We start from the raw sequence: 12,616 nt of genomic DNA, 5'->3' as shown, positions 1-12,616 counted from the left end.
GCCTAGATGCTGCCGCAGTACAGAATCGGGCGCGTGTGGCGCTGCCAATAGTCGGACTGAAGTGTATGGGTGCGGGTAGCTCGCGTGGTAAGTTGCTGATCTTTCCCGTATGTGTGGTTGCCAAGCTGCATTTGCCCGCTGTAGGTGTCTTCCCAGCCCGCAATCAGGTAAGGAAACTGGTCTTCGAAGACAATGGTGAGTGTGCGCCGGGCATCAGGATACAGGAGCGTGTAGGCTAGCAGCGGTGTACCAGGCTGGGCGGGCTTGAACGCCGCCCCATGGTACGGAGCAAGCGTAGCCGTGGCTTTTTCTACTCCCAGCGGCCGATGGCGCAGCCGCGCCGCCACCGTACCCGGAATAATGCGCAGCGGCCCCAATGGAAGTGCCCGCGGGGTAAGCCGAATCCGCGCCCACAACTCATCCTCCAGCACCACCGCTTCCAGCGTCCGGCTTTCGTCGGCCTCTTGCTGAAAGTAGGAGTGTGCTTCCAGTTGGTAGCGTGCACCGCGTAGGTTCAGCTGGCTATACGTCTGCCCGCACCATTCCTGCACCGAGGTTACTACCTTGAGGGTGCGCGGAAACTGCTGTACCGCTACGGGGGTAAACACAGACGTAGCGAGGGAGTAGTCGTAGATGCCCGTCGTGAAGCGCCGCACTTGGTTCATCTTCAGCACCGAAGTAGGTTGCTCAGTGCTTGAGCCACCTTCAAATTTTACTTGCTGCTGAGGCAAGAAATCCTCGGTTACAAATACCAGCACGGCTTCGCCAGGGTGCAAGTCGTCGTAACGGTTTTGGGTGAGCTGGTAGCGGCTGAGCTCTGCTTTTCCCGCGTACCAATAGCGCTGAAACTCTGCTGAGACAGGCTTGGGAGAAACGGTAGTGGGCTGCTCCGGCGCGGCCGAACAAGCAAGCAGGAGAAAAACGGCAGCCCCAGCCACCAAAATGCGCACAGCAGGCATGGGAGATGTAGCGGCTTGGTTAGTGAGAAGCTGTTTTAGAAAAGACCTGGATAACCACAATACCGCTCAGAATGAGCAGCAGCCCAAGTATAGCAGGGGCATCTGGCACTTGCTTGTATAACACCACGCCTACCAGCGTAATCAGTAAGATACCTACCCCCGACCAGATGGCGTAGGCAATACCCACGGGAATTACCTTAATGGTCAAGCTCATGCAGTAGAATGCTACCCCGTAGCCGATAACAACGATGACACTAGGCCACAGCCGCGTAAAACCCTCGGAAGCTTTGAGGGCGGAGGTAGCAATAGTTTCTGACACAATAGCTAGCAGCAGAATAAGCCAGTTTTTCATGGCCTACTTTCCTCGTTGTACGGCGAACTCGCGGTAGCCCTGCACCTCACCCGCCCGCACAACTACCTTCTCTACGCGGGCCGCAGGCGGACCCTGCTGGCACCACGCTTCCAGGGCATTCAGGCTTCGGCAGACCCCTCCGCCTCAATACTTACGGTGCCATCCTCGTTGTTGCGTACGGTGCCCGTAAGTCCAAGACGACTGGCTTCCTGCTGGGTACTTTGGCGGTAGAAAACGCCTTGCACGCGGCCGTGCACCTGAAGAGTTCGGTGTTCGATGGACATGAAAAAGCAGTTTGATGGTTGGTAATATGTACGAAGGTAGGCCGCGGGCGGGCCCATTGCTTCGTATAACTTGCTCGGGCGGCTTTCAGTTAGGTGCACCTATCCATATGCTTGCTTACGCTGCTTTCTTCAGTTCATCACGTCATGTGCTACCTGCTCCACCGCTGCCTATCCGATGGCAACGTGCAAATGCATGCCACTGCCCGCAACGGCCGCCTGCCCTGGCACGAAGAACATGCTGGGCAGCGCCGCTGGCTTTTCGTTTTCGCTAGCTAATGGAGCGCTGGCGTTGTTTCTGTTCTATGTCTTCTTCCCGCCCTTCTGGCCTACCCTTGCTGCACCAGCGCTGGAGCCAGCTACTGTTTGCTCACTGGCCCGTGGCGCCCAGCTTGCTCCGGCCCTACCTCCCACCCCGGCTTGCGCTTGATGTGTTTGCAGGCCAAGCATGGCTAGGCGTGGTACCGTTTTCCATGAGTGGCGTGCGCCCGCCCGGCCTGCCTACCGTGCCGGGGCTGCGCACCTTGCACGAGCTAAACGTGCGCACCTACGCCTGCCTCGATGGTGTTCCGGGCGTGTGGTTTCTATCGTTGGATGCCGACAGCTTTCTGGCCGTGGAGCTGGCTCGTGCCCTCTTCCACCTGCCGTACTTGCACGCTCGTATGCAGTTTACCCAGCAGGACGGCACCCTGCACTTTGCTAGCACGCGCACGCATCGGCACATGCCTCCCGCTACGTTTGCCGCTAGCTGGACGCCCGGTGCGGCCCTTCCCCAGGCTCAGCCTGGCTCTTTGGAGTACTTTCTCACTGAGCGCTACCACCTGTACACCGCCGGCCCCACACTACCACAAGCTATACAGAGCCCGCATTTGTGGCGCGGTACGCTTTGGCACGAGCCCTGGCAGCTGCGCCAGGCCACCTTACATACGTGGGAGTCTACCCTAATTGAAAGCCATGGGCTGCCTACGCCGCAGGGGCAGCCACACCTGCTGGCCGCCGAGCCGGTAGATGTTCGAGTGTTGGGGCTCCGGCGGGTGTAGCAGCTGTTTTATCTGCGCTTTCTAAACTTCGCGCTGGCGCACGGCCTCAAAGGTCAGGATAGCCGTAGCGGTGCTCACGTTAAGCGAGTCGATGGCCCCGCGCATAGGAATGATAATGGTCTGGTCGCAGGCCTGGAGTAGGGCAGGCGTAAGGCCGTCGGCTTCGGTGCCCATCACCAGGGCTGTGGGGCCGCGAAAGTCGCAGGTAGTGTACGGAACGGCGTGCTCGGTGAGGGCCGCCGCGTAGGTACGAATGCCGTGGTGGCGGCACCAGGCCAGCAACTCGTCGCGGGTGGTGGCAATGGTCGGCACCGTAAATGAGCACCCAATGCTGCTCCGAATAGCGTTGGGATTAAATAAGTCGGTACGCGGGTCACAGACTATGACGGCAGTAGCCTGCGCGGCATCGGCAGTCCGCAAGATGGCGCCCAGGTTTCCGGGCTTCTCCACCGCTTCCAGCACCAGCAGCAGCGGGGCCGCGGGCAAGGGCAGTGCATCCAGTGTACGCTTTGGGGGCTGGGCCAACGCCAATACCCCATCGGACCCTTCGCGGTAGGCTACTTTCTCGAATACAGCCTTCGATACCTCAAACCACTCCGTAGTGCCGCGCCCAAATAAGTCCCGCAGCTGCTGCTGACGCTCGGCCCCGGCTAGCTCGGCGCACACAAAAAGCGCCGGAACCACTACGCCCGCGCCGTGCGCAATGGTCAACTCCCGCAGCCCCTCTATGATAGTGAGTCCTTGGGCCCGCCGCTCTGAGGACTTTTGCTGGAGCTTGAGCAGGTTTTTGATACGCGGATTTTGGGGGCTGGTAATGAGGTCGGGCATGGGGGAAAACCGGGCGGGGGCAACTCCGGCAGCGCGAAGATACGGCAGCTACTCCGATGCGCCCCCAGGAACTTGCAGCCCCACACAGCTACGCCGGGCAGACAAAAGCAACCGGAGGCAAAGTACCGCAACTGTGGAGCCCAACCCGTACTCTTGCATTCGCGTAGGCGCCCTGCCTGCCCTCTGTTCAGCCACGCTTTTCCTGATGCGGTTACAACTCAACACCAAAATTATTCTGGGCTTCAGTATTGCGCTACTCGTGCTGCTGCTCACTTCCATTGCCGCCTACCGTAGCATTCAGCAGCTTAGCTTCTATACACGCCAAGTAGAGCACACCTACCAGGTTATTCAGCACACTTCGGAGCTGCGCACCAAAGTGCGCGACGCCCAGGCTTCCGTGCGGGGCTACCTGCTGCTAAACGATTCAACCTTCCTACCCACTTACCTTGAGGCAGTAGAAGCGTGGCATACCGACTTTGATGCCCTGCAGATTCTACTGCGTGACAACCCCGAGCAGCTTGACCGCCTAGATACGCTACGGCGGATAGTAGCAAGCGAGAAGGTGCTGCTGGAGAAGTGGCGCCAAGTGCCCCCTTCCCCCTACGCTGCCCGCGACCTGACCCGCGCCGACCGCTCTGTATTGCGGACGCTACGTGCCGTCGTTCTGCGCATTCGGAACACCGAGAATACCTTGCTGGAAGGCCGGGCCAAAAATCAGGATTTCTACGAAAACACCACCCCACTAGCCATTGTCGTATCGGCGGTGCTGGCCATACTCATTGTGCTGTGGCTATTCACCAAAATCAGCCAGGAGCTGCGGGCCAACCAAGCGCTGCAATTGGAGCTGGCCAATACCAACGCGGCCGTTTCGCACCGCATTCACATCATTGAGGAGCTAGCCAACAAAGTGGTACAGGGCGACTACACGGTTAAGATCAGTGACCAGGAGCAGGACAGCTTAGGCAACTTAAGCTCTTCCCTCAACCGCATGACCCAAACCTTGGACGAAAGCTTTGCGGCGCTGGAAAAGCGCAACCAGGAGCTCGACCAGTTTGCCTACGTGGCCTCCCACGACTTGAAGGCTCCGCTGCGGGGCGTGGTTACGGTGATGAAGTGGATTGAGGACGAGTTGCCGCACGAACTCAGTGACCAGATGCGCCAATACTTGGAGATGATGAAGGGCCGCCTGCATCGGCTGGAAGACCTCATCAACGGGCTGCTGGCCTACGCCCGCGCCGGCCGCACCCAGCGCCAGGTAGAGGAAGTCAATGTGCAGCAACTGGTAGCCGAAGTGAAGGAGCTAGTGGTGCCGGTTGGCTTTCAGGTGCTCACGCCCGAGCCCCTGCCCACGCTGATTGCCGACCGCCTGAGCCTGCAACAGGTGTTCACCAACCTGATGGGCAACGCGGCCAAGTATCATCACCAGGCTGCGGGCACCATCACCGTCACCAGCCGCGATGTGGGCCAGTGCTACGAATTTCGGGTGCAGGACGACGGGCCCGGCATTGCGCCGCAGTTTCACGAGAAAATTTTCCTGATGTTCCAGACCCTACGCGACCGGCACACGGCCGAGAGTACGGGCATTGGCCTTAGCATCGTCAAAAAAATAATTGATGAGCAAAAAGGCACTATTCACGTAGAATCGACGGAAGGCGACGGTGCAGCATTTATCTTCACGTGGCCAAAAGAAGTAGCTAGTTCCTAGCGGCACTACCCTAGCACTGCTTTCTTCCGCAAATACCCCTCCCCTATGCGCTCAGTACTGCTCGTCGAAGACGATTTCTTTGATACCATGACGGCCAAGAAGGCCTTCGAAAAGTTTAACGTACCCCACACCCTGCACACGGCCTTCAACGGTCTGGAAGCCCTAGACCTGCTGCTGGGCCGTAATGGTGCGGAGCCCATCCGGCCCCTGCCCGAGGTAATTTTGCTGGACCTGAACATGCCCAAAATGAATGGGCATGAATTTCTGGCCGAGCTGCGAGGAACGGCAGAGCTTAGCGACATTCCGGTGTTTATTACCACTACCTCCAGCATGGATGTAGACCGTCTGAATACGCAAAACTTGGGGGTGAGCGGCTACATCCTCAAGCCCCTGGATTTTGAGAGCAGCCCCGACATGGTAGACAGCATGAACTTGCTGGAAAAGCTGCTGAAGTAGCCGAAGCCAACAGCACAATTTTAAACCTGCGAAGTTTCCTTATAGGGATGCTCCGCAGGTTTTTTTGCTATTTGGGAGTCATGGATATTGCGTTGTTTATATTAATTATCGTTGCGGGCGTCGGCTACATGTATTACAGCCGTTTTCAGCAGCAGCTTGACGATTTGCGCCGCGACTTACGCAAGCGCGACGACACCCAGGCGCAGCTAGAAAGGCGGCTTCAGCTACTAGAAGAAACCCTCCGCCACACTACTCTCCCAGCAGCGGCCTCACCACTGCCCAAGCCACCACTGGTAGTGGCTACTAGCCCGGCGGCCCCACCAGCCCCAGCCCCGCCAGTGACGGCGCCTCCCCCCGTTGTGGCACCGCCCATAGTGCCAGCAGTACCGGTACTACCTCCTGCTCCGCGCCCGGCTGCTCCTACTCCGGTTCCGGCGCCAGTAGCCGCGCCCCTTGCTGCTGCGGCACCACCCGTGGTAGTGCCTGAGGTGGCCCGGCACCTTGCTCCGCCCGTGGCAATCCCACCAGTGGTAGCACCCAAGCCACCCATGCCAGCCGGCCCTACCTGGTGGGACCGGGTCGAGCGTTTGTTACTTGAGAACTGGACCGGTATTCTGGGGGCTGTAGTACTCGTGACAGGTGTAGGATTTCTGGGCATATACACCGCCTTGCGGCTCGCCCCGGTTTACCGCTTCCTGCTGATTACTAGCTTGGCGGTCGCGCTCCTGGGCTCTCGGGTGTACTTGCGGCGTTTTGCATTTGCCGAAAAACTAAGTGTGTGGCTGCAAAGCAGTGCGGCGGCTATTTTCCTGTTTGCTTGCGTGGGTTCTGTCAGTATTGCAGGGCTCCGCTGGGCCGAGCCACCCCTCGACTACCTGCTGCTGTTTGCGGGCGTAGCCCTCAACCTTTACCTTGCCTGGACGGCCAGCCGCGAGTCAGTAGCCACGCTGCACGGGGTGTTGAGCTTGGTGTCGCTGGCGGTGCTGCCACCCACAGTTATTACCCTGGCCGCCGCTACTGGCGTCACGGTGTTCAGCATCAGCATTACGTACCGCGAGCGGTGGAAATATCAGTTGCTCCTCACGCTGGTGAGCTTTTTCTGCTTCCACCTCTACTGGCACGCCCAAGTCGTAGCACTCAGCCGGCGTTGCGCTTGGTGGCCATGGGCTTGGTGCTGCTGGTAGGTGTTGCCGCCGCCCTTGTGCAGTATCGGCGCATTTACGCACAGGCAGGCTTCGTGCCTTTGCTGTTTGTAGCGCACTTACTCAACTGGACTTTCCTAGGTATTAACCTGTACTTGTATAGCACTGGCTCGCGCTGGAAAACTATTCCGCTGGGCTTAGGAGCTATTGCTACCTTCTTCGTGGCTCGTCATGCCCGCCGCCTCGGTATCCGCTGGCTCTTCCGCACCGACACCCTGATTTCGCTGGCCCTGGCGTTGGCTACGGCCCTGTCCTTGCAGGGCTGGCAGGCATCGGGCAGCGTGGTGTTGCTATTTGTGCTCCTAGAAATGATGGTGGTAGCCGTGGTGATGGCCCGCGAAAACGAGCCAGTAGTCTTCCAGGTAGCGTCTATTGGCTTGCTCCTGACCGCAGCCGGACAGATTCTGCTGAACGCGGCACTAGTTTCTACCTACACCCCCGCAGAACTCTACCGTCACGTGGGTGTGCTACTGCTCTCCGCAGGGCTAGTTACGGCGTACTTCCGCTGGCTTGGTACTCGCCCACGGCCTACCGGTGAGGAAGCAGATGTTACCTTATCGGGATTTGCGAGCGAGGTATTGAATACTACAGGCGTGGCGGGCAGCCTGCTGGCTGCTGGCGCAGCCGGGCTGCTTTCCTATGCCCTGCACCAGTGGCCCCAGCCTCCTATTACAGCACTGTTAGTAGCCTCTACCCTTGTAGGAGCAGGACTATTGGGGCTGGCAGCATGGGTTCGGCCCGTGGCTGGCTGGCTGGCGCGCGTGCACATAGGCACGGGTCAATTAGTACTGCTTCTTACTATCATGGGGCTGCACCAAGCTGGTATGAACTGGCCTAGCGTAGGACTAATCTTGTATCTGGAACTGCTGGTAGCAGCGGCCGTGCTGGGCTGGAAGCAAGAACGACTGTTGCTCCGCCTCCACGTGCAGGCCATTCTACTCGGGACTTTGGTGCTGCCTATTGTGGTGCATGAGTCTACCAGAAGCGCACTTCCTACCTGGCACCGCGCAACGGTGCTGCTCGTTGCCGCCTTCACTACGTTGGTATGGCAGCTAGTAGCAGCGCGCCGCTTTCCGGCTTTCGATGAGCTGCCCGTAGGCCCCACGTACAAAGTGCGCCTAGTAGGTGCGTCGGTAGGGTGGCTGCTGCTTACTAGCTGCGCCTACTACTACTCGCACGCGTGGCTGGGCTGGGCGGCGGCCCCAGTGCTGGCGGGGCTGCTTGTACTCCGGCGCTATGTAGCAGCACCCGGCGTATGGGCGGGAGCTATGCTAGCAACTTTGGGGCTTACAGCTATGCAGTGGAGCGTAGCCTTCGATATACACCGCCCCAACGCCTTGCAAGGAGTGCTGGCCCTGCGCTACCTAGTCCCTCTGGTAGCCGTAGCCGCAGTAGGTTTGCGGGTGAGCTGGGTAGCGGCCCAAAGCCGCTATGTCCGCTGGCCGTGGCTGTACTTACTGGGCGCCCAACTGCTGGTGCTCACTTCACTACTCCCTGGCCCGGCGCACTACTATTTCCTGACGATGCTCTTATGGTTAGGTCTAGCAGGCGTGGCCTGTATAGCGGCCATAGGATTCCGACATTCCTCCCCCACCGAGGCAGAAGTTGCGCGCCAGGGCTACCCCGACCGCTATTTGCTGCACTTAGGATACGCTTTCTTGGGGTTGGCTTTGTGTGTGCACGTAGGATGCATTATGCCGGCAACGGGCACGGCGGCAGGCATCCCAGAGCACCGTCTTTCGGCCCTAGCCATGTTGGTGGCCTTGGCGGGCGTGGCGGCATTGCGGCCGCCCATGGGGCTACTGCAGTACCGCTCGTGGCGGGTGCTGCATCCGTGGCTGCCCGAAGCAGCCTTGGGCCTCTGGACGCCCACTCTGTTGCAGGAGTTGCGGGGCCCCTGGTACGGGCCGTTCTTGCTACTCACGGCCTTCCTGCTCACGTGTGGTGCTCGTCATTTACCCGAGCGGGTACGCCGCATGTGGGCTTACGGCCGCCTCTATTATTGGCTAGCAGCGGGAGCGGCCGCTATAGCTGCCTTGAGGCACTTATCGCCCGCCGCTATTCTCACGCTAGACTGGTGGGCCGTGGCGCTTACCGCAGTAGGGTTGTTTGGCTACACAGCCCTAACGCTGGTACCCAGCCAGTTGGTACCGCCCAGCCTGCCGACCGCTGCTGGGTGGCTGCGGCCTCTCACTCATATTGCTCCCAAAGCCCTAATGAGTGCGCTCCTATACCCGGCATTTGTGGTGCTGTCCCTGCTGCTCATCCAGTCCTTCGACCGGTCCGTGCTTACGGTTTTGCTCACGCTGGAATGCGTGGCGGTATTTGGGACCAGCATTGCACTACGGCGGCGCGATATGCGTTATGTAGCCCTGGCAGGTGTGCTGGTATGTTTGGTACGGCTCGTATTTTTCGACCTCAGCCAACGCGATACGTTCACCCGCGCCCTGGTATTCATTTTCATGGGACTGCTCTTACTGGGTATGAACGGGTTATACTCGCGCTTCAAAGCTCGCTTTGAGGCCGCCGACATCCCCGACTCACTAGTGCCGCCCGCCGCTGACCCGCCAGTAGCCTAGGCTTGGCGGCTTCTTCTTCACCTAATTTCCACTCGGCACCGGCCCTATTCCGGCATACGTTCTTATCTACACCTCTTATGCAGCTCCGCTCCTTTCTGATGGCCGTGCTCTGCACGCTTGCTGTTCCGGGTTTGGCCCAACAGACGCCTCGCCAGCTCAACACCCTGCCAGGCGCTCCTGTCCCTACCACGCCCCCACCGGCTACTACTCCTGCTCCCAGCCCAACGCCCGAAACGCCGGTATCCGTGGCGCCGACTCCCGCCGATACTACCCGCCGGACGGTTCAGACTGCTCCCCGCACCATTGCCGAACCACCCGCCGTATCAGAAGCAGAGCGCCGGCAGCGGCAAGCGGTGCTTCCCCCGGCCAATACCACCCGTTTTGCAGTGGGCTTGAAATCGGGGCAGGTGATGCGCGCCTATGACGTGGAAATAAAGCAGCCCGTATTTGGTCGCACGTTTTTGCTGCTCGATGGGCAGCAGCGTTTTGAAATGGACCAGGTACGCTACTACGAAGATGAAACAGGATTTTATGTGCGCACTACCCTACCGGGCCGCAGCAAGCGCGAGACCACGCTGCGCCGCGACCGGGTGGGTCGTATTAGCCTCTATTCCATCACCAGCCAGCAGTACGTAAACAACCCCTATGGCTACAGCCCCTACGGCTACGGGCGCTATGGTGGGTTTGGTGGCTTCCCGTACGGCGGCTACCGCACCGTGAAAACGGAGTACTTCAGCAAAGACAACGGCCCCATCGAAAACATGACCATCCGCAACTTGCAGCTGGCCGTGTCCGACAACCCTGGCAGCAGCCAGCTACTCAGCAACGCCCGCCGCTACCAAACGCTCACGACCCTGAGCTACGTAGGCGCCGGTGGCCTTTTGCTGGCGGGGGTCCTGTCTAGCTTCAGCACCAGCTCCAACAATGGCTTCAATATCTCCCCGCTGATGTACGCCGCTATTCCGCTGGCTATTGTACCCTTGGTTATTGGTGGCAAACAGCAAAACAGCGTCAAGCAGGCCATCATGCTCTACAACCGAGGTCAGTAATTTCTGATACCCTCCAATGTTGCCCTTTTCAGTCCCACCTGGCTGCCGCGCCGGGTGGGATTTCTTTTTGCGCCAACCTCAACCTAGAGGCCAGGGCTGCGCGTAAGCGCTAAGGTGAAGCCTGCCCTCTCCCCCGACACACTAGCCCAGCGCCGCGACCTGGCCTTATGGGCGCATGAGCGGCTGTGCGCCGAATATGGTGCGCCCTTTCCCTTTTTCAGCACGAAAGACCCACTTAGTGAGCTGATCAGTTCCTTGCTTTCTCACCGCACCCGCAACCAAGACTCGCACCGGGCCTACCAGCAGTTGCGGGCTCGATTTCCTACCTGGGACCAAGTGCGCGATGCCCCTACGGCCGAAGTAGAAGAGGCCATCAGCCCCTGCACGTGGCCCGAGCAAAAAGCGCCCCGCCTGCAGCACATCTTGCGCGAAGTAGGCCAGCGCTGCGGCGGCCCCTGCGACCTAGAGTTTCTGGCCGACTTACCCATCCCGGAGGCGCGGGCGTGGCTGGAGCAGCTGCCTGGCGTGGGTCCTAAAACCAGTGCCGCCGTGCTACTTTTCAGCACCCTACGTCGCCCGGCCATGCCCGTCGATAGTCATCATCACCGGGTGGCGCAACGCCTAGGGCTGATTGGGCCGAAGGTGGGCACGGAGCTTCGCATGCGCTACTGGACGCCTTGCTCCCCCCGGATTGGGACGCCCAACAGGTGTACGACCACCACGAAGCCCTAATGTTTCATGGCCAAAAATGCTGTTACTTCCACACCCCCGCTTGTGGACGTTGCGTGGTAGCGGCCCGTTGCCCCTTCGGGCAGGCCCGCCTGGGTACGGCGGCCCAACTGACACTCCTGTAACTTTGCTGGCGCGCGAGCCCGCTTCGTTTTCTGCGGGCAGGGCCGATGGTCTTCCATATCACTCCTTCTTTCGGTGCCTGTTCTGCATCTCAAAGCCAAGCCTAATGCCCGCACCACTCAGTTAGTGGTTGGGCCAGATGGCAGCATAACCGTACGCCTCCAAGCCCCCGCCCACGATGGTAAGGCCAATGCCTGCCTCCTAGCCTACCTGGCGGAGGTATTTGGCGTGTCGAAATCCAGCGTTACGCTGCTCAGCGGGCATACCGCGCCTTTCAAGAAGGTGGAAATTACGGACCTCACCGAGCAAGCCTTTCAGGCGGCTTTGCAGCCTTTTCGCCAGTAGTCCGTATCGGGTAGCACGTGGCATTTTTGCTCGTTTGACCTGTTCCTACCGGCTGCTTGGCGGCCTCTTTTTCCCCTCTTCCGATGCTATTTCCTACCTGGGCCGTTGCTGGCTTCTGGGGCCTGGTTTCTGGCTCCGCTCTGCTGCTGGGTGCAGCAGCTGGCTACTTTCTGAACGTACCGCAACGCCTCATTGCCGCTATCATGGCGTTTGGCAGTGGGGTGCTTATCTCCACTCTTTCTCTGGAACTGATGGAGGAAGCCTACGAAAAAGGCGGCTTCGACTCCACTGGGCTCGGCTTTGTGGGCGGTGCGGCGGCCTACACCTTCGCCAATTGGCTATTAGCGCGCTACGGCGCCAAGCACCGCAAACGCTCTGGGCATCAGCAACACGCTGAGCGCACTGCGGTGCAGCAGGGCCAAAACCCCGGCAACAAAAGCGGGGCCGATAACGGCATGGCTCTGGCCATTGGCGCATTGCTCGATGGTATTCCCGAAAGCATTGTGATTGGGCTAAGTATGCTGGCAGGCGGGACGGTAAGCATGGTGGCCGTAGTAGCCATTTTTCTGAGCAACCTACCGGAAGGACTATCCAGCGCGGCGGGTATGAAAAAGGCTGGGCGTACTCCCCAGTACGTGTTGCTACTATGGGCCGGTATTGCCGTCATTTCGGGTCTGTCTTCCCTACTTGGCTACACGGTGTTCAGTGGGTTCTCTGCCGACGTAGTAGCGGCCACTACTGCCGTATCAGCCGGGGCCGTGCTGGCCATGATTGCCGACACAATGATTCCTGAGGCGTTTGAGGTGGCGCATAATTTCACCGGCCTCATTACCGTGCTTGGGTTCTTAGTATCCTTCGTACTTAGCAAAATGGGCTAGGAAGCTACACGCCCGTAATTAAGCAGGAATTGGTACTTGCAGGTTTGAGCAGTTAGCCAAACTTCCTCATCTTCACACGCAACTAGAAAG

The 12,616-nt window shown here is 59.4% G+C and carries 14 protein-coding genes; 10 read left to right on the top strand and 4 right to left on the bottom strand.

Annotated features, from left to right (window positions below; translation table 11 throughout):
- Positions 1-2: 2 nt before the first annotated feature.
- From VI25_RS00065 to VI25_RS26210, 3 genes are all read right to left on the bottom strand, one after another.
- Positions 3-959, bottom strand: a complete 957-nt coding sequence (locus VI25_RS00065; RefSeq protein WP_055562151.1) for a hypothetical protein — start codon at positions 957-959, stop codon at positions 3-5.
- A gap of 19 nt (positions 960-978) precedes the next feature.
- On the bottom strand, positions 979-1,311 hold the full coding sequence (locus tag VI25_RS00060; protein ID WP_045687389.1) for a DMT family transporter: 333 nt from the start codon (positions 1,309-1,311) through the stop codon (positions 979-981).
- A gap of 119 nt (positions 1,312-1,430) precedes the next feature.
- Positions 1,431-1,595, bottom strand: coding sequence for an acylphosphatase (locus VI25_RS26210; RefSeq protein ID WP_152981426.1), 165 nt, complete (start codon positions 1,593-1,595; stop codon positions 1,431-1,433).
- A gap of 144 nt (positions 1,596-1,739) precedes the next feature.
- Between VI25_RS26210 and VI25_RS27495 the strand changes: the two genes are divergently transcribed.
- A complete protein-coding gene (locus VI25_RS27495) occupies positions 1,740-1,871 on the top strand; it encodes a hypothetical protein (protein WP_262489889.1) in 132 nt (43 codons plus the stop codon).
- Positions 1,872-1,897: 26 nt separating this feature from the next.
- Positions 1,898-2,632: a YqjF family protein gene (locus tag VI25_RS00050; protein WP_052694987.1), complete on the top strand. Its 735-nt coding sequence runs from the start codon at positions 1,898-1,900 to the stop codon at positions 2,630-2,632.
- A gap of 21 nt (positions 2,633-2,653) precedes the next feature.
- Here the strand turns inward: VI25_RS00050 and VI25_RS00045 are convergent, their stop codons facing one another.
- Positions 2,654-3,460, bottom strand: coding sequence for a TrmH family RNA methyltransferase (locus VI25_RS00045; RefSeq protein WP_045687391.1), 807 nt, complete (start codon positions 3,458-3,460; stop codon positions 2,654-2,656).
- A 205-nt stretch (positions 3,461-3,665) separates the two neighbouring features.
- On the opposite strand from VI25_RS00045, the gene VI25_RS00040 reads away from it, so the two are divergent.
- From VI25_RS00040 to VI25_RS00005, 8 genes are all read left to right on the top strand, one after another.
- Positions 3,666-5,165, top strand: a complete 1,500-nt coding sequence (locus tag VI25_RS00040) for a sensor histidine kinase (RefSeq protein WP_052694988.1) — start codon at positions 3,666-3,668, stop codon at positions 5,163-5,165.
- 45 nt (positions 5,166-5,210) lie between these two features.
- Positions 5,211-5,621, top strand: coding sequence for a response regulator (locus VI25_RS00035; protein WP_045687392.1), 411 nt, complete (start codon positions 5,211-5,213; stop codon positions 5,619-5,621).
- Positions 5,622-5,701: 80 nt separating this feature from the next.
- Positions 5,702-6,805 (top strand): hypothetical protein, encoded by a 1,104-nt coding sequence (locus VI25_RS00030; protein ID WP_052694989.1) that lies wholly within the window; start codon positions 5,702-5,704, stop codon positions 6,803-6,805.
- Positions 6,775-9,402 (top strand): DUF2339 domain-containing protein, encoded by a 2,628-nt coding sequence (locus VI25_RS00025; RefSeq protein WP_152981424.1) that lies wholly within the window; start codon positions 6,775-6,777, stop codon positions 9,400-9,402. The genes VI25_RS00030 and VI25_RS00025 overlap by 31 nt, the downstream gene beginning before the upstream one ends.
- 77 nt (positions 9,403-9,479) lie before the next feature.
- On the top strand, positions 9,480-10,451 hold the full coding sequence (locus tag VI25_RS00020) for a hypothetical protein (protein WP_052694990.1): 972 nt from the start codon (positions 9,480-9,482) through the stop codon (positions 10,449-10,451).
- Between the two features lie 114 nt (positions 10,452-10,565).
- Positions 10,566-11,183: an endonuclease III domain-containing protein gene (locus tag VI25_RS00015; RefSeq protein WP_201783242.1), complete on the top strand. Its 618-nt coding sequence runs from the start codon at positions 10,566-10,568 to the stop codon at positions 11,181-11,183.
- A 195-nt stretch (positions 11,184-11,378) separates the two neighbouring features.
- The gene (locus VI25_RS00010) at positions 11,379-11,648 is read left to right on the top strand and encodes a DUF167 domain-containing protein (protein ID WP_045687395.1); all 270 of its coding nucleotides are present in this window, start codon (positions 11,379-11,381) and stop codon (positions 11,646-11,648) included.
- An 83-nt stretch (positions 11,649-11,731) separates the two neighbouring features.
- On the top strand, positions 11,732-12,526 hold the full coding sequence (locus VI25_RS00005; RefSeq protein WP_045687396.1) for a ZIP family metal transporter: 795 nt from the start codon (positions 11,732-11,734) through the stop codon (positions 12,524-12,526).
- Positions 12,527-12,616: the final 90 nt, after the last annotated feature.

The sequence above is a fragment of the Hymenobacter sp. AT01-02 genome (genome assembly GCF_000961955.2).
Lineage (GTDB): Bacteria > Bacteroidota > Bacteroidia > Cytophagales > Hymenobacteraceae > Hymenobacter > Hymenobacter mucosus.
Note: the sequence above shows the minus strand (reverse complement) of the source record. Positions and strands in the feature narration are given on the sequence as shown.